General features: G+C 64.8%; 13 protein-coding genes, 1 tRNA gene and 1 pseudogene. 8 read left to right on the plus strand and 7 right to left on the minus strand.

Going from position 1 to position 22,495, the window contains the following annotated elements:
• A pseudogene (locus ABD089_RS09290) lies at positions 1 to 349 on the minus strand (ISL3 family transposase); the annotation flags it as partial.
• Positions 350 to 434: 85 nt separating this feature from the next.
• Positions 435 to 1,109 carry a hypothetical protein gene (locus ABD089_RS09295; protein WP_343886074.1) on the minus strand — a complete coding sequence of 225 codons (675 nt, stop codon included), beginning with the start codon at positions 1,107 to 1,109 and terminating at the stop codon, positions 435 to 437.
• 428 nt (positions 1,110 to 1,537) lie between these two features.
• On the opposite strand from ABD089_RS09295, the gene ABD089_RS09300 reads away from it, so the two are divergent.
• Both ABD089_RS09300 and ABD089_RS09305 read left to right on the plus strand, forming a co-directional pair.
• Entirely contained in the window at positions 1,538 to 5,500 is a 3,963-nt protein-coding gene (locus tag ABD089_RS09300; RefSeq protein ID WP_343886075.1) for a helix-turn-helix domain-containing protein, read from the plus strand.
• 277 nt (positions 5,501 to 5,777) lie between these two features.
• Positions 5,778 to 9,938: an NACHT domain-containing protein gene (locus ABD089_RS09305; RefSeq protein ID WP_343886076.1), complete on the plus strand. Its 4,161-nt coding sequence runs from the start codon at positions 5,778 to 5,780 to the stop codon at positions 9,936 to 9,938.
• A 174-nt stretch (positions 9,939 to 10,112) separates the two neighbouring features.
• Here the strand turns inward: ABD089_RS09305 and ABD089_RS09310 are convergent, their stop codons facing one another.
• The 3 genes from ABD089_RS09310 to ABD089_RS09320 form a co-directional block, all read right to left on the minus strand.
• Complete coding sequence (locus ABD089_RS09310; RefSeq protein WP_343886078.1) at positions 10,113 to 11,771, minus strand: UvrD-helicase domain-containing protein; 1,659 nt, start codon at positions 11,769 to 11,771, stop codon at positions 10,113 to 10,115.
• Positions 11,768 to 13,708, minus strand: coding sequence for an ATP-dependent nuclease (locus ABD089_RS09315; protein ID WP_343886079.1), 1,941 nt, complete (start codon positions 13,706 to 13,708; stop codon positions 11,768 to 11,770). Before ABD089_RS09315 ends, ABD089_RS09310 begins: the two co-directional genes overlap by 4 nt.
• Before the next feature lie 477 nt (positions 13,709 to 14,185).
• Complete coding sequence (locus ABD089_RS09320) at positions 14,186 to 15,802, minus strand: hypothetical protein (RefSeq protein WP_343886080.1); 1,617 nt, start codon at positions 15,800 to 15,802, stop codon at positions 14,186 to 14,188.
• A gap of 237 nt (positions 15,803 to 16,039) precedes the next feature.
• Here ABD089_RS09320 and ABD089_RS09325 point away from each other — a divergent pair, with 237 nt between their 5' ends.
• Entirely contained in the window at positions 16,040 to 16,528 is a 489-nt protein-coding gene (locus ABD089_RS09325) for a hypothetical protein (RefSeq protein ID WP_343886081.1), read from the plus strand.
• A 65-nt stretch (positions 16,529 to 16,593) separates the two neighbouring features.
• Complete coding sequence (locus ABD089_RS09330) at positions 16,594 to 18,357, plus strand: TraM recognition domain-containing protein (protein WP_343886082.1); 1,764 nt, start codon at positions 16,594 to 16,596, stop codon at positions 18,355 to 18,357.
• A gap of 16 nt (positions 18,358 to 18,373) precedes the next feature.
• Here the strand turns inward: ABD089_RS09330 and dprA are convergent, their stop codons facing one another.
• A complete protein-coding gene (gene dprA, locus ABD089_RS09335) occupies positions 18,374 to 19,369 on the minus strand; it encodes a DNA-processing protein DprA (protein WP_343886083.1) in 996 nt (331 codons plus the stop codon).
• Between the two features lie 131 nt (positions 19,370 to 19,500).
• On the opposite strand from dprA, the gene ABD089_RS09340 reads away from it, so the two are divergent.
• From ABD089_RS09340 to ABD089_RS09355, 4 genes are all read left to right on the plus strand, one after another.
• Positions 19,501 to 20,001: a hypothetical protein gene (locus tag ABD089_RS09340; RefSeq protein WP_343886084.1), complete on the plus strand. Its 501-nt coding sequence runs from the start codon at positions 19,501 to 19,503 to the stop codon at positions 19,999 to 20,001.
• Positions 20,002 to 20,089: 88 nt separating this feature from the next.
• Positions 20,090 to 20,701, plus strand: coding sequence for a hypothetical protein (locus ABD089_RS09345; protein WP_343886085.1), 612 nt, complete (start codon positions 20,090 to 20,092; stop codon positions 20,699 to 20,701).
• The gene (locus ABD089_RS09350) at positions 20,698 to 20,907 is read left to right on the plus strand and encodes a helix-turn-helix transcriptional regulator (protein ID WP_343886087.1); all 210 of its coding nucleotides are present in this window, start codon (positions 20,698 to 20,700) and stop codon (positions 20,905 to 20,907) included. The genes ABD089_RS09345 and ABD089_RS09350 overlap by 4 nt, the downstream gene beginning before the upstream one ends.
• The gene (locus tag ABD089_RS09355) at positions 20,894 to 22,117 is read left to right on the plus strand and encodes a tyrosine-type recombinase/integrase (RefSeq protein WP_343886089.1); all 1,224 of its coding nucleotides are present in this window, start codon (positions 20,894 to 20,896) and stop codon (positions 22,115 to 22,117) included. The genes ABD089_RS09350 and ABD089_RS09355 overlap by 14 nt, the downstream gene beginning before the upstream one ends.
• 181 nt (positions 22,118 to 22,298) lie before the next feature.
• Here ABD089_RS09355 and ABD089_RS09360 read toward each other — a convergent pair.
• Positions 22,299 to 22,372: transfer RNA gene (locus tag ABD089_RS09360), tRNA-Pro, on the minus strand.
• Positions 22,373 to 22,495: the final 123 nt, after the last annotated feature.

The following is a 22,495-nucleotide window of genomic DNA, read 5'->3' on the forward strand; positions in this document are numbered from 1 at the left end:
CCTCCAGAGCCCAGCGCAGCGCCCCACGCGACAAGCAGGACCGTGGCTGCGCCGCGCGGGACAGTTTCTGGCGCCACACGTGCCCGCAGTCACGGCACTGGTAGCGGCGCAACCGGACCTGCAGGGTGGTGGGACGCCAGCCGAACGGCACGTGGGCGAGTTCGCGGACCACGCTGTCGCGTGGTGATCCGTGGCAGCCGCAGCGGTGGCACCAGTCGTCGGGTTCGACCGGACGACACAACAGGACGGCCCGCTCGGGACTCAGGTGCTGGCCGGTCACGGTCAGGCCGAGGTCGTCTAGGCGGCAGAACGTGGTCAGATCGGCAGGGGTGTAGCTACATTGGGGCACGTCGAGGTCTTTGGTGAGGCAGTGTGAGAACTTCCATCATCAAGGACCTCGACCCGTCTCCCGGGGTCGGGGGTCTCCTACGGACCTACACCCTCATCTGTGAAGAGCCGGTAATCTGCACAACATCCTCACGGTGCAGCATCAGCCGAGGCTCAAGAGTGATCGACCTTTCTTTGTCACCGATTCGGATAGTGTGCTGCGTCGTGCGCAGGAACAACCGCACATAAGCATCGAGGTCTTCTTGTTCGCTCCAGAAGAGATCATCATCTATCTCTTTCTCCATGAGCGTGACCTTCTGTGCGTCCACGAGGATCTTCTCGACCTCGACACGCACAGTTTCGAGCGACGAGTTTTCCTCGCCCTCGTCCGGAACGTCGTTGCGCTTTACATTGAGCAATCGGAGTACTCGGAACGCAGTCACCGGATGCGAGACAACGCCCCTCACCAAGGACGGCAGCCCGTTCAGGTTGTCGGTCCATGTCTTGAGCTGTCGAAGGCGGGTCAGGTCTCGTTCAATCCTCTCCAAGGACGGAGGCAGTCGCGCTGACCTGTCCGATGGCCACGCTGCGCTCAATGCGAGTTCAGTATCAAGGAGTTGCTTCGCCGCCTTACCGAGATCAATGGGTTTCGAAGTCGGAACAGTATGGGCGAAGTAGACAACCGCCTCTCCAAGCACCGCTTGGTGGAGGTTCTTGGACCTTGCGGGTACGGGCACGGCGTCTGTTGGGAGGTTCAGCGCTCGTCGGATCCAGTTCAGCACTCGTGCTCCCCTCTGCTTGCTCGCGTTCGCGTCGAGTCCATTCTGCCGTGGGGCGCAGACAGAACTTCTTCTCGCTCGCCCACACGCGCGGCATCCCACGGAGAGGCCCGATTGCGAGGACACACCGCCCGCCGTCGCACCGCGCTACGGCATTGGGAAGTCAACGGTCCTGCGCCTACTGAAAGACACGAACGTGCCCATGCGCCGACAGCCGCTCACGCCCAACCAAACTGCCCAGGCAGTCGTCCTCTACAGGGCGGGCAAATCCTTGACGACTTTCGCGCGGGAGCTCGGCCTCGCCAAGCAGAGTGTGCGCCTTGCGCTTCTACGGGCCGAATTGGCGATGAGACCCAGTGGCCGACACACAGGTCAACGGCCCGGTAATGCAATCCAAGTACACAAAGTCCACAATCTGCTATACTGATGGTATGGAGAGTGAAGATGAACTGAAGCCATTCCTGAACGTTCGTGAGACCGCGAAGCTCCTTGGGGTGCACGAAAACACCGTCAGGAACTGGGTCACAGCAGGCACCCTCGTGTCAGCTCGTGTTCCTGGCTCGACGCAGCATCGTTTTGCTCGAGAAGAGGTCCTGCGCCTTCAGAAGGAACGCGGCTCAAGCGCTTCGTCTGTCGCACCCGCGCTCCGCACGGACGGGCCTGAGCTCATCACCGCCAACGAACTGAACACCTGGGCTGCCCGCGATGATGCGAAGACCGCCTTTCCCGAGCTGATGCGTCGTCTTCTCGCGGTGACTCCCGGGATCAGCAATCTGCAAGTCCGCGCCCACGAGGGTGTGGCTGCCTCTGGTTGGGACGGCACCGCCACGTCTGCAGGTAGTGCGTACCTTCCAGTCGGCGAGCTGCGCTTCGAGTTCGGCACGGACGCCAACCCGAAGGGAAAGGCTCAGAGCGACTACGACAAGCGGGTGCTCGCCCTCCCCGCTGACGCGAGTTCAGTCTTTGTCTTCGCCACGCCGAGGAACTGGGCTGGCGGTAGCGCGTGGGCTTCCGATCGCGCCGCCGAGACGAAATTCTCTGACGTGAAGGCCATCGATGCGCACACTCTGGAGAGTTGGCTCCAAGCATCGCCGTCCGTACATCGTTGGATTTCGGAGCGACTAGGCTACCGACCGCGAGACGCACAGACCATCGAACGGTGGTGGCAGGCTTTTCAGGGTCGCACGACGGTGGCGCTCCCGGCTGACTTCTTCGCGGCTGGACGCACCGCTGAGGCCGACGCGTTGCGTGCAACCCTTACTGCTGCAGGATCCGGCGACGCGATCTTGGCCATTCAAGCGCCGTGGCGCGATGAGGCCCTCGCCTTCACGTTCGCCGCCTTGGCTGCGCAGAACGACCTTCTGTACCGGGCCATTGTTGTCACCGACAGCGCCGCCTGGCAGCGGCTGACCGAATCGCGGTCTCCTCTAATTCTCGTTCCGTTGTTTTCCGATGCGCCCGACCTCGCGGCCGCCGTCGACAACGGACATCGGGTGATCTTGATCGCCGAGCCCGGCGACATCATTCGAAACGCCAAGAAGATTGAGCTCCGCAAGGTAGACCGCGCAACCGCTCGCGAGGCGCTTAAGGCCGTCGTGTCCGACTCGAACAAGGCCGAGGCGATGGTGGCCCTCGCGCGTCGCAGTGTGCCCGCGCTCGTTCGTTCGATCGCGCGCGAGCCACGCTTCCGAGCCCCAGAGTGGGTCACCAATACCGAACAAGCCGCTATCCTCGCACCGCTCGTTCTGGTTGGTTCGTGGACGAACGCTGAAGGCGACCTCGCAGTGATCGAAAGACTGACCGGACGATCACGCGACGATATCGATCGCCTTCTGAAAAGTCTCGCCGGCCGTGCGGATGCACCGTTCGTTCGTTCGGGCGGCACCTGGCGTGTCACCTCGCCGGCAGAGGCTGCTCTTCTCCTCCTACCGACGCTCACTGATGGTGAACTAGCGAGGTGGGCCGAGGTTGTCGCAGATGTCCTGTTGACACCGGACCCGTACCAGGGCATGGATGCCGTCGCTCGTCTGACCACGAGCGCCCAAGGCACCAACCCGACCCATTCGGAGACGCTCAGGAAAGACATGGCGGACGGACTAGCGCTCGCCGCCGCGAGCGACGTCGAGCTTCCCGCTGACCTAGCCATGCAGGGGCGGGTCAGCCGGCTCGTTCACGATCTACTTCAAGCTGCAAACGCCGACGACACAGGAACGACCTGGGCTCGACTGGCCAGTGTCCTGCCCAGCTTGGCGGAAGCCGCCCCGGAGGTATTTCAGGATGCGGTTGAACTCGACTTGGACCGCACCGACCCGATTCTTCGCACGATGTTCCAAGACAGCGGCGCGGACACTCTTTTCGGACCATCGTCGCCACACCCCAACTTGCTGTGGGCACTCGAGACGCTGTGCTGGTCGCCGACCTATTTCGGTCGGGCGGCAGCGCTTCTTGGAAGGTTGTCCGCACTGGATCCCGGTGGTCGGCTAAGCAATCGTCCGATCGAGAGCCTGCAGAATGTCGCCGCGGGCTGGTTGCCTCAGAGCGGCGCGAACGTCGACGACAAACTCGCCGTCATCGCGCGTCTCATGCAGCGCGAACCCGACGTCGGCTGGAAGCTTGCCCTCGGCGTCTGGCCTGAGAGTCACGCAGTTGCTTTCCAGCCGCACGCTCCGACGTATCGCGACTGGTCGCCCACCCGGCAATCGGTCACCTATGCGGACTGGGGGCATTTCGTTCATGAGCTCGTAATCCTCGTCACCGCCGCTGCTGGGACCGACGCAGCACGCTGGAAAGAGCTTGTTCCGCAGATCGATGAACTGCCGCCCCAGGAACGGGTCGCAGTCCTAGCCAAGCTCCGCGAGGTCATCGGCGCTCAAGACTGGTCGCCCGAAGACGTGTATGCGGTTTGGGAAACGCTGAGCAGCGAGGCAGAACGGCACGAGGAGTACTCCGACGCCGAGTGGGCTATGCCCGCTGAGGACGTGGTCACGTTCCGCGAACTTGCCGACGCCCTCGCGCCCACCCAGGACGGGCGACGGTTCTCCAGTCTCTTCGACTGGCGGGCTCACATACCCAATCTCAAGCTGGGCGACGAAGGATACGACATCGAACTCGCGCGACTTCAACGCGAGGCGCTCGACCACGTACTTGTACTCGGCTCAGACGCACTGCGCTCGCTCACCATCGATGTCAAGACACCCCATGTCGTGGGACGGCTGCTCGCAGGCAAGGCCAACGCACCAGATCAAGAGATTCTCGGGTGGCTGAGTTCATCGGAGCCCAACTTGAATCAAGCAGCGTTGAACTACGTGAGCGTGAAGATCCACGAAGGGGGGATGGAGTGGCTGAAGAACGCCTTCGCAAGCCCGGCGCTTCAGGAGGCCGAAGCTCGAGAGATTCTGATGGCAGCAGTGCCTCTCTCGCGCCAGTACTGGGCTGAGGTGTCCTCGCTGGGCGAAGGACTCGAAGAGGCCTATTGGAAGCGAGCTCAGCCCTTCGCTGCGGCTTCTGACGATCGGGCGGAGGGCGTCCGGCTGTTCGTTCAACATGGTCGCCCCTGGGAGGCGATGGCACTTCTGAGCATCATGCTGCACGAGCATCAGGAACCGGAGATCAGTCTCGTCAAGGAGGTGTTCGACGCACTACGTCGAGGAACGGAGCCTCCCCAGGACACCACGATGAGCGGCTACTACGTCGGCAAACTTCTGGAATACATGGAACAACGGGTGCCTGACGACGACGAACTCCCAGGCTACGAGTTCATGTTCTTTGAGCTTGTCCACGACCATGAGCCTTCGGGCGCCCTTTATCGAGAGCTGAGTAAGGATCCCACTGACTTCGTCAACATGGTGAGCGCCATCTTCCGCGCGGAAGGGGTGCCCAAGCGAACGCCCTCACCACAGGAGCAGGCCTTCGCGCACCTATCCTTCTCAGTGCTCCGCAAATGGCGCACGCTCCCCGGACTTGCGGACGACGGCAGTATCGACGCCGACCACCTCACGGAATGGGTACGCGCCGCCCGCCTTGCCCTCGCGGACAGTGGGCGAGCATCGATCGGCGACGAGCAGATCGGGCAGGTACTTGCCTCGAGCCCCGTTGGGTCAGACGGGGTCTGGCCAGCCGAAGCCGTTCGGGAAGTCATCGAAAACGTTGGCAATGCACGGATCGACACGGGCTTGCACATCGGCAAGACCAATCAACGTGGTGTGACTTCGCGTGGCGTGTTCGATGGCGGCGATCAGGAACGTGCGCTCGAACAGCAGTACCGGGATATGGCTAGCAAGATCGCCACGCGGTGGCCACGCACGGCTCGCATCCTGCGGGGCATCGCGGACAGCTATCAGCATGAAGCCCGCCGTAACGACGCAGAAGCGGAACGAATGGGCGACGACGGATGATGCTCTTCCCCTCAACGACGATGGATCGCCGGATGGCATCGGCGATCCACTCCCGTAGCACTCGATCCGCGCCGGGAGGATCTCGCATGCTGACTGGCTCCGCTGGTCGATGGTGTCGCACAACCGCTTCGAGATCGTCAAGCGTCTCGATGAACAGCCCCCGCTTCTCGGCCGTTTCAATGCGAGTACCAGTGCCGGGTGATTGCTGCATCTCGCAACTATCCTCCCCTCGGAGTTCTTCGCTCGAGAGACATGTCCAGCCCAGCGAGGAGGCCGAGTGAACATTCCTGATATCGACTTTGCCCGCGTGCGGTCGTTGGGCGCCGGAGGCCAGCGCGACGGATACGAGCAATTCATCTGCGAGCTGGTCGCGCAAGAGCCCCCGGACGCCGATGCGAAGTTCGTATCCCTTCACGGAGCCGGAGGCGATGGAGGCGTCGAGTGCTACTGGACCCTTCCCGGCGGCGCCGAGCACGGCTGGCAAGCGAAGTACTGGACCAGCCATGCCGCCGTTGACAAGTCGCAGCTGGATGCATCCGTCAAAACTGCCCTCACCAACCGCCCGGATCTCACCAAGTACATCATCGCCATCCCCGCCGATCCGACCGGCCGCACGGGTGGCAGAGGGAAATCGCTGCTGGAGAAGATAAACGACCACGGTGGCTGGCTCGACGGCTGGCAGACGATGGCGGCCGCCCGCGGCATGACCGTCACCTTCGAGTTCGAATGGGCGACGAACATCGCCACACGCCTAACCCACTTGGACGCCTCCGGCGCCCAGCGGCGGTACTGGTTCGACGCCGACGTTCTCTCCCAACAGTGGTGGATCGACCGACTGCAGGACGCGACCGACGCTGCTAGACCTCGGTACACCCCAGAGTTGAACGTGGACGTCCCTGCCGCTCGAAGCATCGCCGCGCTCTGCTCGGACGATGAGTGGTGGCAGGTCGTCCTCGGCCAGGTCGACGAGCTCACGGAAGCGACACGACGCCTGCAGCACGCCGGAAGCGATGCCGATCTGGATTCTGCCCGTAGCGCCGCCACGACCGTCATTGAGGCCCTCAAGACCTGGGAGCGCGCCCGGACGGACGCTGAGTTCCAGCGCCTCGGCCAAACGCTGAAGGCGGCCGCCACTGTGGTCAGGGAGCAGGAGGCCCTCGAGGTCGACCAGATGAACGCGACGCACGAGAACTGGGACACCGCGGGGTGGCGACAGTACCAGAGCGAATACATGGTCCAGTTCCCGGCCGAAGCCGTCGATGCTCTCCGCGACTTGGGCGACAAACTCGAAACCGCGATCGAGCTCCTCATCAGCCCCCTCGGGACGCTCGCCAGCGCTCAAGTTGCGTTGATGACCGGACCCGCCGGTATCGGCAAGACCTACCTTGCCCTGGATGCCGCCGCCCGGCGCCTTCAGAGAGGGCGGCCCAGCATCGTGATGCACGGTCGCTGGTTCAATAACCACGACCCGCTCACCCACCTTCGCGACGTTCTCCAGATGCCGGCCGACCTGACCAGCGAGGAGACCATCGCGCTGCTGGACCAAAGCGCGCGCGCCGCAGGAGCACCCACCTTGCTCGTCATCGACGCGCTCAACGACACCCGCCCACGGTCGGTGTGGCGGGACAATCTCGATCGCCTCATCTCCATCGTCACCCGGCACTCGCACGTTCGGCTGCTGCTGACCGCACGCACCCACTACGTCAATCAGGTCCTCCCGCCCGGCATGTCCATTCCCCGGTTCGAGCACACGGGGTTCGAGGGTGTCGAGTTCGAGGCGGTCAGCGAGTATGCCGCGTTCTACGGTCTCGAACCTCCGACGTCACCGCCGATCCACGGCGAGTTCGATAACCCGCTCTACCTCCGGTTGGTCTGCGAAGCGCTGCAATCCGATGGCCGCCTCTCGCTCGACCAGGCCAACATGGGGCTGGGTGAGCTCACCAAAATGGTCCTCGACCACGCGAACGAGGCCGTCAGTAATCTCGTCGACGCATCGGTGTCCGACCAGATCGTTCACCGCGCGATGCACGCTTTGGCCGGCGCTATCGCAGACCAGGGCGGAGCCCCGCTCACCCGCTTCACCGCGCATGCCGTGCTGAACCCGATCTGGTCCGACAACAGTGTCGAGAAGTCGCTGCTCGATGGACTCATCGCACAGGGTCTTGTCGAAGAAGACGTCGTCCCGGGCAGCAGCCCTTATGGCACCGACATCATCACCATCACCTTCGAGCGCATCGGCCACCACCTGATCGTCTCCGATGCGCTCGCTCATGTGAACGATGCGGATGGCGTCCGCGCCCAGCTGTCCGGTCGCCTCGGGGAGCTCATCGGACTCGACGCGACCATCGACGTCGGTCTCCTCGAAGCGACCTCGGTCGTCGTCGCCGAACGCTTCGGGCTCGAGCTGACCGCCTTCACCGCCGAGATCCCCGACACCGCTGCGCGCGACGCTGCCGTCATCGCCGGCACGGCATGGCGATCCGTGTACTCCATCACCCTCGACACGGGCAGCATTATCACCAACGCTTTGCATCGCCGTGAGACCTTCGACGCAGGCCTTACGATGCTGTTCAGGCTCGCAGCTCGCCCCGGCCATCCACTCAACGCCGACTTCCTCCATGAGTTCTTCAGTGAACTCACCATGTCGACCCGAGATCAGTTCCTCACCGGGTGGCTGCACACAAGTCACGGCACCAGCGGAGCAGTCGACCGTCTGATCCGCTGGGGAGGCGAGAAACCGCTCGACCTGGTCGGCACGGAAACCACCCGACTGTGGGTCGCCGCACTGCTCTGGACGACTAGCGCCACTGATCGCCGCGTTCGCGAGCCAGCCACAATCGCCGCAGCCCGCCTGCTTGCGCGTCACCCTCACCAGGCCGCCGCCCTGCTCGAACGATTCTGCATCGTCGACGACGAGTGGGTCGTCGAACGCGTCCTTCAGGTCTCCTACTCGGCGCTGCTGGCTAGCGGTAGCGACGCGGACTGGGGCGCTGCCGCCGAGGTCGTCTCGGCCGCCTTCTTCACACCCTCCGCAGACCTCACCCCCAACGCCGCGGTTCGCGACGCCGCCCGTTGCATTCTCGAAGCGGCACTCGATCGCGGAGCGCTGCCCGCAGAGGTGACGCCCGACCGTTTCAGGCCCCCTTACAGCAGCACCTGGCCGCTGACCTGGCCCACCGAAGACGACATCGGCCCCTACGACAATCGTGACTACCCGAAGCTCGTGCACTCCACCACGGTCGACGACTTCTTCACCTACCAGCTCAAGCACGAACTCCATGACCGGCCAGGTGTCGACGCGGCAGCCGGCGCGCGGTGGGTGGTCGCAGAGGTCATCCGCCTCGGATACAGACCCCGGCTGCACTCAAACTTCGACGGCTACGTGCTGGGAAAGTACGGGCCCGGACGCGGGAAGCCAAAGTGGATCGAACGGATCGGCAAGAAGTACCAGTGGATTGCACTCAACCGGCTCATCGGTCACCTATCCGATCACGCACCCAAGACCAGGAGCTCCTGGGAAGCCCCACCGCCGGCTGTGCCCGGACCCGAATCCTCCATCGTCCGGCAGGTCGACCCCACAGTGACCGAGTTCGAACCCGCGAGCGATGCGCCCCGTCCCTGGGTGCCGACCTACAACTGGGACGCGAAGACCGGGAGAACTGACGCCCAATGGGTGGCCGATGAATCCGATCTCCCCACTATCGATGTCACCTCCGCCGAACGAGACGGACGCCCCTTCATCGTCGTTTCGGGCTCATACAGTTGGGACCTCACCGGCGACACCACGAAGCGCACCCACCAGGTCTGGACCAACCTCTACACCCATGTGGTGAGCACCGACGATCTTCCCGTGGCCCTTGGCGAACTCGAAGGAAGGGACGTGATCAACGACCTTGGGATGTCCCGGCTCCCCATGAGCTACAGCGGGTATGTGGGCGAGTACCCGTTCGGGCACCACCACGGCGAGACGCTGAGTGTCTTGAAGCACGAATGGACGGACCCGCTCAGCGTTCCGACACGACCAGCAGTGTGGGAGCTACTTGGCGAAAACGAGTACGCGCCAGGCAACCTCGCAACGATCTCGTTCGACGCCCCCGCTCCTGAGTTCTTTGGTCCCGCACCGGGCACCCTCCACTGGAACGGCCGCAACGGATGGACCGACACGAGCGGCCGACTCATCGCCGTTCTGCGGCACTCCGTCAACGTGGGCCAGAACGAGCTCCTGGTCGATGCCGATTTCCTGCGGGACTGGCTGACCGCCGAGCGGAAGTCGCTGATCTGGGTCGAGAACACGGGAAAGGACGTCTACCGGGAGGTGGGTTGGAGCACGTCCCATCCGGGAGCGCTCGTTCGTTCCCAGGTCCGAGCGTGGACGCCTGGGCAGGACCTGCGCACCGTTTCACCGGGCTGGCAGCGCATACCCGCCCGGGAGGACTGATATCGCGATCGGCTCGACTTATTTCCAACGAGGAGCATCGCTGCTTCCTTCAGCAGCTCGAAGCCTTCACGAACGAAGGGCTCCTCGTCCGAGGCTCACTTAAGCTCCTCGAGATCAACGACGTGAAGCTTCCGGAGCAATCCCGGATCGAACGGGCTGGTGCGGGACAACAGCTCAGGGTTCATCGGCATACCCAAGCAACTCCTCATGTGGCGGCGAATCCTCGCGCCAGTAGGCGTTCGCGCCGTCCGGCTTTGTTCGATGGCGCGCTGTCGTCAGGACGAGCTCATCCTTCGCCCGCGAGATAGCCACGAAGAACTCAGCCTTTACGTCGGCGTCCTTTTTGCCCCAGAAGAACTGGGGCTCAACGCCGAAGACGATGACCTTCTCGAACTCCATGCCCTTGCACTTGTGCACCGTCAGGATCCGGACGGCATCTTCTTCCGACAGCCGGTCGAGCGCCGCGACCGGCTCACCGTCGACCGCCAGCTCGCGCTTGAAGGCGCCGGCGGCTTCCTTGATCACGTCATTGAGCCGCGAACCCTGCTGATACGAAGGCGACAGCGCATTGAGCGCCGGACGCGTTACGAACTTGAGGAACGAGTTGATGAGCGGCTTCCACAAGGCGTAGTCCGACGTAACAAACCCGGTAGCGCGCACGGTCAGCCGTGCTTCACGGAGGATCGTTCGGAGCTTACTGTCCAGCACGCCGTCAGCCTCTTCGATGCCGCCGCGCGTCACCACGCGCACCAATTCCGAGTACGCCTCGGGACGGCCGTCGTCCGCAACGACCCGGAGGAAGTTGAAGATCAGGGCGGCAGCGGGCTCCGCGGTCAGATCCTGGGACTGCTGCTCGTTGCGGTACGGAATGCCAGCAGCGGTGAGGTTTCCCCCCAAGACGCTCGTGATGAGGTGCGGCTGCTGCCGAGCCAGCACTGTGATCTCTCGTGGCGGTACTCCTTCGTCTAGCCACTCGCCGATCATCTCCGTGACCGCAGCTGCTTCTTCCTCGTCGGTGTCGAAGCGGAGCACTTCCAGGATGCCTTCTTCGCCTTCGAGGTCTTCGTCCGGGCTCGCCGCGGACGGGTCCATCTCCAAGATCATGCGGTTCTGCACCCGGCGCAGCCGAGGCTTGGATCGGAAGTTCTGATAGAGCTGAAGCTCAGTCGCACCGAAGTCGTCGGCGAAGGTCGCCATGACACCTTCGAGTGCATCCGCGAACCCCATGATGCGTTGCTTGGTGTCACCGACGCCGATGAGCTGCACGCCGGTGCCGGCGAAGGCCTCCTTCAAGAATGCGTACTGCGCCGTCGTTGCATCCTGAAACTCATCCATGAAGACGTGGCTGTACGTCTGCCGCAACGCGCCCCGAGCGTAGTCGTTCTTCTCGAGGATCTCTAACGCGAGTGGCACGAGGTCATCGAAGGTGATCTGCTGGTTCAGGATGCGCGTCCGGGCATCGATCCGGTAGTCCGGGTTCAGCGCGTTCTGGCCCGTGAGAGCCGGACGGTAGTTGTCGATGACGCGCTTGGCAAACGCGTGGAAGGTGAAGCTGTCGAAGCGGGCGGCGTACTGAGACCCCGAGCGTAGGCGAACGCGGGACTGTAGGTTGCGGGCGGCGTCGACCTTAAACGAGATCGCCAGGATGCGCTTCGGGTACGGGCTCGCTCCCGTGCGAAAGAGGAAGTCGGCGCGCTGGGCGAGCAACTCGGTTTTCCCTGCGCCTGGACCAGCGGTAACGACGACGTTCGCGCTGGTCTCGCGGACAGCCTTCAGAGCGTTCGGCTCGAGCCCCAGCCCGCCGACCGGAGTCCAGTCCTCTGACCTAATCACTCGGGAAGCGCCTCGAGTTTGGCCCGCACGTCCGCGACCAGGCGTTGCAAGACCTCGGGGAGATCCGCCAGGAGTTCCTCGTTAGTCAGCGCCGCCATCGCTTTGAGGTGCGACGCGGGCTTGCTCTTGAGATCGAACAAGCGGTGGTAGTCATCGAAGAGCTCGAAGGCATCCTCGGGCAGGTGGTCCTCGTTCGCGTGAGACTTGCCGAGCACGGCGGCGATTGTCTTCTCGTCGGGCGTTCCAACCGACTCCACCCCGTATGCGTCGGGGAAGGCCTCGAGCATCATCAGGTCGAGGTCTACCGGGTGGGAGAAGTAGACGCCCTTCTGCTCCAGCGCATAGATCGGGCCGTGACCGTCCTTAAGGCTCACTTCGTTGTAGACGGGGAAATCGACGACGTCGTCCCACTTGGCGAGCCAGTCAACCTGGGCGTCTGTGAAGGTACCTGGGTTGAGTTTGTTGTACTGCTTAAGCGCGTTGCTAACGCGACCCCACCCTCCCTGGTACCGACCGGAATCCAGATCAAGCAGGGTGACGTGCGGGATCTCCAGTTCGTTCAATAGGCGCCAGAAGTGATTGACGTGACGACCACCCAGCGGGACAACAGAGACTGACGCGTCATCCTCCGCAACGCCAGCCGCAGCGAGTACGCGCGGCAACACGATTTGCTCGCTATCGCCCTCACCGAGAACGACCAAGCGCGAGAAGTAGAGCTCAGGGAAGGCCAACACCGCCTCACGAACATACTTCGCCGTTTCGTCGTTCTTGGCCGGAAGGACGATCCGACGCACCTGAGACTGACGATCACCGTCAAGACGTAGGAAGCAGATGGCCTCAGGATTGACGCGGCGCAGCAGGGCAGGCGAGTGGGTTGCAATCAGCGCTTGCAAGTCTCCATGCTCGGCAGCCTTGCGGAGCTGCCGGATGATGCGACCGAGGTACTGCGGAGCAAGGCTGTTCTCCGGTTCTTCCAGCGCGATGATGGTGTGCACCGGCGGTCGGAGTCGGTGCTGATCGAAGGCAGTCTCCGTGCCGTTCAACACCTCCCGTGCTAGCGACTGCCAGGCGAGCACGAGCGAAATGTAGAGCAAGGACTTCTGGCCATCGCTGAGCCGATCGAACGGCAGCGAGGAACCGGCCGGAGATGGCGCGAACGATACCGTTAGCTGACGCAGCACACTCTCCAGGTCGCCACTGCCGAACGCGATTGAAGGGTCGGTGAAGAAGGCGCCGGAGTGAAGCCCAGACCACTCCCCCGCGAGCTGCACGCCGATGCTTTTGACCGCTGCGTTCCCTGCAAGCGAGTCGGTGAGATCCTTCGACAGCGTGTCGAGCGTGGTGCGCTCCGCTGTCCAGTCGGCAGCACGCAGCGCCCGTCCGACAAGCGAAGCGGTGGTGTAGGCGATGTGCTCGGCGGGGTCGCGGCGCGCAGGCAGGTAGTGCACTTCGATGTTGGCGCGGTCGAATCGAGACATATCAGCTCGTTGCGTCGGCGCCCCATCGGCGTCAGCTTCGAGGATGTACTGGAGCTTCTCCTCGATGACATTGTCCGGAGCGATCGTGGCGGTGAGTCGGACGCGGATCCGAGGTACACCGTCTTCAGTCGCGATGCGCATGTGCGCGAAGTTCGGCGGGACAGACGGGTGGTCGCCGTCCTCGCCCGATTCCGGGACCTCGATGTCGACTTCGATCCAAAGTTCGGGCCCGTCTGCGTGCACCTCAACAGCGGTGAGACCGGCGGCGATATGGAAGTCGGAGTGTCGGATCTTGCGCTGTGTAGGTAGCGGGCTGAACAGCCGCGACAGCGCCTCGAGCACCGCCGTCTTGCCGGCGCCGTTCGGGCCAAGCACGTAGGTGACATCTCGCAGTGTGATCGTGGTCGGCGTCGGACCGAACGACTGGAAGCCGGAAATCCGGAGGTGGGTGATCTGCATCAGACGTCCTTGTCTCTCTGCACGCGCGTGGAGGCTCTTGAAGCCAAGCGGGCAGCGGGTTAGTGCGGAAGCGCCTCATCCTGTCGATCAATTCGAGCGCATAAATGGTGTTTCGCTCATTGTCCTTTGTGTCCTTCGTACAAGCCAACAAACACGCCGTAGCAAGAGCGCGGTGTCCAAGGCGCGGGCGTCTCACTATCCAATCGACCTCAGGCGTTTGGCCGTTGCACGAGCGTCAGCCGCTTGGTCGTCAATCCATGTCGCCGTCTCCCCGCGTTCGGCTGATCAACCAGGCTGGAGACGGACGCCACAGCAGGCGGGACCTTAGCCGAACTTCGGTCCGACGGATCGTCGATCAGGGCACCGACGCGTCAACGTCCACCCACATCGAGGCGACTGTAGCCACTTTTGAGACGCGCTCGACAGCCGCCGACACGGGTTGAGCCGATACCAAACATCCCGTTCTCCGGAAGTGGCCTAGCTATCGCCGCTGTCGGGCTCCTCGTCAGTGGCCAAATTGTCGGGGATCAGCTCCGAGTACTCCTCACGGATGAACGCCAATCCCTCGGCGAGCGAGGGGTCGAACTCGAGAGAGCTGGTCACGAAGTCCAAGCGTCTCTTGTTCTCGTCGATGATGTCTCGCCAGCGGCGCACGTACGCTCGCACGGTCGGACGGCCGGGCTTCTTGTCGGGCTCGAAGACCAGTCCAAGTTCGCGGTCGGATCCGATGATCGAGTTGTCCATGACACCGTCGTAGTCGGTGACCACGAGAATGACCTCCCACACCGAGCGATCGCTCGCGAACGCGGCGTTGTCGGCGACGACGTTGATGTAGTCCTCGATCTGGTTCCGCTCGGTGCGACCAGCAGTGATGCCCGGCGCCTTCAGCTCGATCACGAGATGACGGATTCGGTCGTGCTCCTTTGCCTTGACGGCGAGGTGGAGATCTATTCGTCCACTCTTGCCGTCCCATCGTTTGACCGGCTCGGCCTTGCCTGTCGGCAAACCTTCGAGCTTGAGGTGCGTACGCAGCATCTGTGTGAGCCCTCGCTCACTATTCATGAAGTGGTATTCCTCGCCGAAGATCCAGAGCTCGTGCTCGAGAATCTTGTGGAGGTGGTCGCGTTCGCCAACCTTCTTCGAGTCGTCTGGATCGAAGAGCAGGTGCTCGAGCCCGGCGAGAAACTTCGTGCGACTTGTCACGAGGTTGGCGGCTCGGATCACACCTGCGAGCGTTGTCTCGCTGAGCAGCTTGGTGAGTGCCTGTCGATCTTGCTCAGTGAGGGCGACGAACTCGCTGACCAGCAGGGCCAAGTTCTCCGGATCAGTCTTCAACGCATCGCGAAGAAGGTTCAGGGTCAGCTGTGCTCCGTCCTTTCGCTTCGGGATCTGCGGCACAAGGGCACTAGACACGATGTCGAAGACAGCTCGCTCGGCCTTGTCAGCTTCAGTCGTAGGCTCCGCCTCGTACGGGTAGATACCCTTCGACTTCCACTCGTCGATTTGATCGCGACGGCGCGAGCGACGTCGCGAGGCGAAGTGCTCGCGGACGGCAGTCTTGGTGGCTCGCCACACGGCGCCGGCCGGGTCTGGAGCCATCTCGCCGAGTCCGAGCTCCGACAGCGAGTCGACGTCGAAGCCGTTCCAGGTGACGTAGGCCGAGTAGGCCGTCTGGCTCTCGAGTTCGGCCCCCGACATTTCGACGACGAATCGCTCCGCGTCCTCACCGAAGTAGATCGCGCGATGCTTGCCCGTTCGCCATTCGATGATGCGGATTGAGAGCACAGCGTTGTGGTTGATGTCGAGGCCGACTTCGACAGTGGTGTCATCCAATATCTCGTCGCTCGGGTTGAGCTTTGAGCCGTCGAAGATCACCGTCAGCGAGTCGTCGTTGAGGAGCACTGGAGCGAAGTGGGACGTGAGGGTCGCGAGAGTCGTGTCGCTGAGAAGGGAGTTAAGGCTGCGGTCTTGTTCGTTCAGAGCCGTCACGACCGTGCCGGTCGTCGTCTCGGTCGAAGGTGAAGCTTCCCAGCTGAAGGGTTCTGCCCGCTCCTTGACGCCCTCGATGACGATACGTTCGCTCTCCCCGGTCATGTTGACGCTCTCGCTCGCCCACGTCACTCGTGAGCCGAGCGCGAAGGCGCGTAGGCGACCCTCGCCGAGCTTCCCGTGAAGGCCGCGCTTGTCGTTCTTGGAGCGGCTGGCGAGCGCCCAACGGGCGGGCGGTAACGCGCACCTACCACATGTGAAACGAGACAACGAACCCGTAGACTTCCGTAAGTTCACGGATCCGCACCCCTCGCGCCGACCTTTCGACGAGGGTACGGCGGCGTGAAGATGCGGCGCAAGAGCGAGCCGGAAGGGGTGCCGGCGGTGCTGCCGCTGATCATCGCGGAGGTCGTTTCCGAGGAGCACATCGTGCTGACTGTGAACGGGCGGCGCATCCCCGCCGCGCCGACGACCCGGAATGAGCTCGGCCGGGCGATCGGCGAGCTCGTCACGCGGCTGCACAGCCCGACTCGGGTAGAGGTGCACGAGGTGGACGGCAGTGTCTGGGCCGACATCATCACGCCAGCAGGGCCGCCGGCTGATGCGCTGACACCGCCACCTGCGCCGAGACCGCTGCTAGTCGAGCTCACGTCCGACGGTTTCGTCCCGGGCGAGGACGTCGCGATCGCGCTCATCCTGCGGCACACCTCCGCTGCCGGCAACGGGACCGCTCGCGCCCTCCTAGATCGGGCGGAGAAGGCGACGGTCACCGGCGAGGTGGTCCTGCTGGGTCGCATCTCGGGCACCATCTCGATCCAGCGCGCCGACTGACCTTCGCCGAGCCATACCTCCTTCCTGACCCTGCCGCACGGACGGGGTCAGGAAGGAGGCGCGTCATGCCCGCGCCCGGACAGGCCCGCCCCGCAAACGACGCCCTGGTGAACGTCGCCCTCGGTGCCCTGGTCGCCGCCATCGCCCTCGGTGGCGTGCTCCGAGTGGCCGGCAGTGCAGCCGCGTTCCTCACCGGCCATCCAGAGCCGACCGGGAGCCTCACCGACGGGCTCGGCGTCCTGGCATCCCCGAACGACCCGGGGGCGGCAATCGGGGCTGACGGCCTGAACTCGGTCGTCTACTGGCTTCTGGTCGTCGTCCTGCTCGGTGTGCTCAGCACAGCGGGAGTGTTCGTGTTCCGGGCCGTGCGACGCGCCCGATCGGGCACGAACCCGCACCAGCTGGCGGGCACCGCGACCGCCGGTGAAATCGTTCGCGCCGCCTCCAGCAAGACGCTCGTGAAGCGCGCGAGCACGCTGCGCCCATCACTGACCGCCAAGGCCGCTCCGGGCGACGTAGGCTACCTGCTCGGCTCGAGCAAGGGCGGACAGGTGTGGGCGACGGTGGAGGACAGCATCCTGCTGATCGGTCCGCCCCGTTCCGGCAAGGGCCTGCATGTCGTGATCAACGCGATCTTGGACGCCCCCGGCGCGGTCATCACGACCTCCACCCGGCCAGACAACCTCACCGCGACGCTCCGCGCCCGAGCTCGGAAGGGCCCTGTCGCCGTGTTCGATCCGCAGCAGCTGGCCCCGGGCCTGCCTTCCGGGCTGCGATGGTCGCCCGTGCGGGGCTGCCAGGATCCGCTGACCGCCATGATCCGAGCGAAGGGGTTGGCGACGGCGACCGGATTCGGCGGGGTGCAGGACGCCGGCTTCTGGGAAGGCAAGACGACCAGCGCCATCCAGGCGCTGCTGCACGCCGCCGCCCTCGACGGGCGCGACGCGAAGACCCTCTACCAGTGGGCGCTGAATCCCACTCTTGCTGCCGACGCTGTCCGGGTGCTCTCCGCACACCCGGGTGCGGCCGACGGGTGGGCCGAGAGCCTGGATGCCATGGTGCAGGCCGACCCCCGCACTCGCGACAGCATCTGGCAGGGCGTGTCCCTTGCTCTGGCAGCGCTCGCGGATCCCCGTGTCCTCGACGCCGTATCCCCGTCTGCCGGGGAGGAGTTCGACCCGGAGACTTTCCTCCGGTCCGATGGCACATTGTTCATGCTCGCCACCGGTGCTGGTGCGGGGGCCTCGGCGGCGTTGGTGGCCGCGTTCATCGAGGATCTCGTGGAGGCGGCCCGGAAGATCGCCGCCCGATCGGCCGGGGCTCGGATGGACCCTCCGCTGTTGCTCGCGCTTGACGAGATCGGCAACTTGTCGCCGCTGCCGAGCCTCCCGACCCTCATGGCTGAGGGCGGCGGGACGGGGATCACGACGCTCCCGGTACTCCAGTCGCTCGCCCAGGCGCGGGAGAAGTGGGGCGAGAACAATGCGAACGCGATCTGGGACGCCTCCATCGTCAAGGTCATCCTCGGCGGCGCATCCAACAGCCGGGACCTGCAGGACCTGTCGACGCTCATCGGCGAACGCGACGAGGGCACCGACTCCTACACGACCGATGCGTACGGCGCACACTCGAGCCAGCGCTCCATCCGGCGGGTGCCGATCCTCCCGCCGGACGTTCTGCGGACCCTGCCATTCGGTACCGGGGTCGTGATGCTGCGCACCGCCCGCCCGATCGTCACCGACCTGCGGGCCTGGCCCGCCCGTCGCGATGCGACCCAGCTGCGAGCCGACCGCACGGCGGTGGAGGCCGAGTTGCGGGCGGGCGCGTGAGGGGTGGCAAAGAGGGTCAGCGTCCGAGCGGGCTTGGCGGCGACGGAGTGCGCGGAGCCTGCTCCGCCGGGAGGGCGTGGTTGCGCTCGGCCGTGTATCCCTGGCCCCACAGGATCGTGGCGACCACGTCTGAGGCGCTGGTGATCATCTCAGCCTCACCACTCTGGAGGAGCCGGTTCGAGCCAGCGCTGGCCGAGCTCGTGATCGGACCGGGAACCGCGCCCACACGACGACCCAGCGAGGCGGCCTCACGGACGACGTGGAGCGCGGATGAGCGATAACCGGCTTCCACGACGACCACGCCCGCGGACAAGGCTGCCATAATGCGGCCGCGTTGCATCAGGCGCCACTTCGTCGGCGCCGAGCCGGAGGGTATCTCGCTGACCAGCAAACCGCTGGTAGCGATCCGGTCGAACAGGTCGGCGTTCCCGGTCGGGTACGGACGATCCAGACCGCCCGGCAGCACGGCGATCGTCGAGCCGCCGTGCAACAGTGTCGCCCGGTGCGAAGTAGCATCGATGCCGTATGCGCCACCGGAGATGATCGGAATGCGCTGTTCGGCGAGTTCTGCCGCGATTTCGGTCGCCGCATCCTGTCCGTACCGGGTTGCTGCTCTCGCCCCGACCATCGAGATCGCCGCCGGAGCAGGAGCGCGGAGCAGGTCCGTATTCCCCTTTGCCCAGATGACGGCGGGAGCGCGGTCGCCGAGCTGATCGAGCGCGACCGGCCAGTCGGGATCCCCCGGGATCAGGATCCTCAGACCGAGGCGGTCGGAATCGGCGAGCACCCGACCGGCGCGGTCGGGATTCACGCGCGCTTGCGCACGCCAGGCAGCAGCCCGCTCCTCGTCCAGCCCAGGAACAGGGCCGTCGGCGTCGGCCAAGTGGAGCGTAGCGGTCGGCCCGACCTCGCGCAGCAGCGCACCAGTGACACGGTCACCAGGCTCGAACGCCGTGGCGATCATCACCCGGGCGGCCCTGTCACCCTCCGGGAACTGGATGCTCGTGTCCATCGGTCGGCTCCTCTCTCGTTGATCAGCTACAGAACGAGGTAGGGGGCAGGATTTTCTGCGCGGGGTCGCACCTGACAAGTGACCCCGCAACCGCGGGCGAATCAGTCGACAGCGAAAGAAGGAGAGATGGCATGGCCATTCCTACTCGCCCCGGAGTCGTGGGCTTCTTCATGTCGGACCCCGAGCTGACCACCTCGGAGAACGGCCGCAACCGGCTGTTCGCGTGGGTCGGTCTGCAGGATCCGAACCCGAACGAGGACGGTATCTTCCCGCCGCCCGTCCGGTCCCAGCTAGTGATGTTCAACGCATCGGCCGCCCGCGCCGCGGAGACGTTCCGCAACGGCGACAACTTCGTCGCGACCGGCCGCGTGGATGCCTCGGAGCACAACGGCGAGCAACGCGAGCGGTTCGTCGCCTCCAGCATCGGCCCCGACAACAACCTCAGCACCATCCGCCTCCAACGAGGCCGCACCGAGCAGCGCACCCAGGAGCAGAGCGCACCCGACCGCGACGCGCAGGAGGCCGACCCCGCGGCGGCCGCCCTCGCCCGGCGCGAGCAGGAACTCGACACCGCACCGGCGGCCGGCGCCGCCGCCGCGGCCTCCGCCCAGCGCGAGCCGGTCGCCCGATAGCCGGGGCGTCGCCGGCGGCCCCGCAGCCCCCGCCGGCGGCGTCCCTCCCTCTTCTTCCTCTGTGCGCTGTGCCCAAAGGAGTCACGCTATGACCACGTCCGAAGACGACCAGCCTGACCTGGACGAGAACGCTGTCGCCGAGGTGCAGCGCGTCGTCGCCGAGCAGTACGCCCAACACATCACCGATGTCCTCGGCGACGTGCCGCGACCGATCAACTGGCGCACCCTGCCCCCAGACGACCTCGAGCACGAGCTGCTCGAGCTGAACTCGTGGGTCGACTGGCTCCGGCACGAATACGGGCTGCCCGCGCAGATCGTCCCGCCGATGTGGCACCGCCACCCTGAGCTGCTCTGGGAGTTGTCCGCCCTCCGGCAGCACTGGCTGTTCTGCTACGACCCGCAGGCAAAGGGCAACCAGGCCCTCGCCTGGCACCACGACTTCGCGGTCGCCCGCGAGCGGCTTCGCGACTGGGTCACCATCGCCGGCACACGCCTGGATCGCGACCGTCCCACCCGCATCACCCCGTGGGCCGGCGGTGAAGCGGAGGGCTGGACGGAACAGGACACCAGTGAACGGCCGGTGACTGGGCGGACCGAGGACTTTCTCGCCTTCGTGGAGGCGCAAGTGCAAGCGAGGCAGCGGGAGCAGGACGCGACGATCCGCGAGATTGTGAACACGGATTGGAGCGACCGGCCATGAGCGCCGGCGCGGAGCAGCTCCTGGTCTCACCGCTGCTGGACAGCCGCGAGGTCGCCGCGTACCTGAAGGTGTCGGAGTCGACGCTGTCGCGGTGGCGCGCGGACCGGAAGGGACCGCCGTTCCTGCGTGTGGGAGGGATAACCCGGTACAGGCTCGACGCGGTCGAGGCCTGGCTGGCAGCGCTCTCGAGCGATGAGCACCGCTGAGGCCGCTCCGCCCCCGATCCCGCCGATCGGTGTGAAGGTCGCCACCGACCTGGAGTATCGTCCCTCCGGCATCCGTGCCCGCGCGCGCTGGACCGACCCGCAGACCAAACAGCGGATGGTGCGCGCGCTCGTCGTTCCCGACGAGGAGGCAGCGGAGGCATTCTTCGCCGGCCTGCAGGCGTCCTCGGCGATCGGCATCGACCGACATATCACCCTCGCCGACTACCTGTCAGTTATCGGCGACCGCTGGACCCGCGGCCTGGATCTGACCTCCACCGGGGACAACTACAAGGTCGGCATGCGGCTGCGGGTCATACCCGCGCTCGGGCACCTGTCGATCTCCTCGATCACCGCGGGGATGATCGATCGGACCATCGATGAGTGGGAAACGAAGCATTCAGCGTCGACGATCAAGAACAGTATCGCCCCGCTGGTGCGAGTGCTGGATGAGGCCGTCCGCGACGACGTGCTCAGCAGCAATCCCGCCCGGCACCGGTCTCGCCGAAGCCTCGGCAAGACCGCAGTCACCTTGGACGCGAGGGACACCTCCCCCAGAGCGCATGCACTGCCTGACCTCGCGACCCTAACCGCGCTGGCCGACATCTGCGGGCAGGTGCATCAGAGCTACTCGGACTTCGTCATGCTCTGCGCGCTCTTGGCCTCTCGAGGCTCCGAGGTTGCCGGCCTCCAGGTAGGGGACGTGGATTGGGATACCAACATCGTCACGATCCGCCGGCAGACCTACCCTGGCTCCGGCGGTCTTGTGACCAAGCAGACCAAGGGACGGGAGGCTCGCCCCGTCCCGATCCTGCAGGCCCTCGCCCCGGTGCTCGAGCGGCTCACCGCCAACCGGGAACCGGAAGAACGCCTCTTGAAAGGGCCACGCGGCGGCGTGCTCACGACCGCGAGCGTGCGTGACGCGACGAAATGGGATGGCCTCGTCACCGACCTCGGGCTGCCATCTCTCACCCGGCACGGGCTACGGCACACCGGAGCGACCTGGATGGCCGATGCGGGGATCCCGCTCCACGTTCTGCAGCGCATCCTCGGGCATAAGTCAATCGACACGACCCGCGGCTATCTGCACCCAGACAATCGGCACCTCGCTTCCGCCGCCGAGCAGGCCAACGCGTACCTCGCCGCACAGCCACAGAACGCGTCGCAGGCGCCGCCGGCGCGGCGCTCGCAGCCGACCCATCTACGCCGGTGACTCGTTGGCAACACGGCCCCGAAAGAGGCGTTTGTGTCCCGGCGGTGTCCCGGCGCTTCACAACAGCGGCTCCGAGCAGCGCTCTCGACCTCGGTGCCAGCGAGAGACCGAGCCCGACGAAAACTCGTCGGACGAAATGACGAAGCCCTGATGAAAAGTGCTTCTCATCAGGGCTTTTCTGTCGGGATGACAGGATTTGAACCTGCGACCCCCTGACCCCCAGTCAGGTGCGCTACCAAGCTGCGCCACATCCCGTTGTTTACTTTTTAGGCTGAAACAGCCGCTACCGCACTTGACCCCCAGTCAAGTGCGCTACCAAGCTGCGCTACAGCCCGTCCAGGTCATTGCTGACCCGAGGAAGAACACTACCCGATCCGG

Origin of the sequence: Luteococcus sanguinis (genome assembly GCF_039527675.1) — a bacterium.
GTDB lineage: Bacteria > Actinomycetota > Actinomycetes > Propionibacteriales > Propionibacteriaceae > Luteococcus > Luteococcus sanguinis.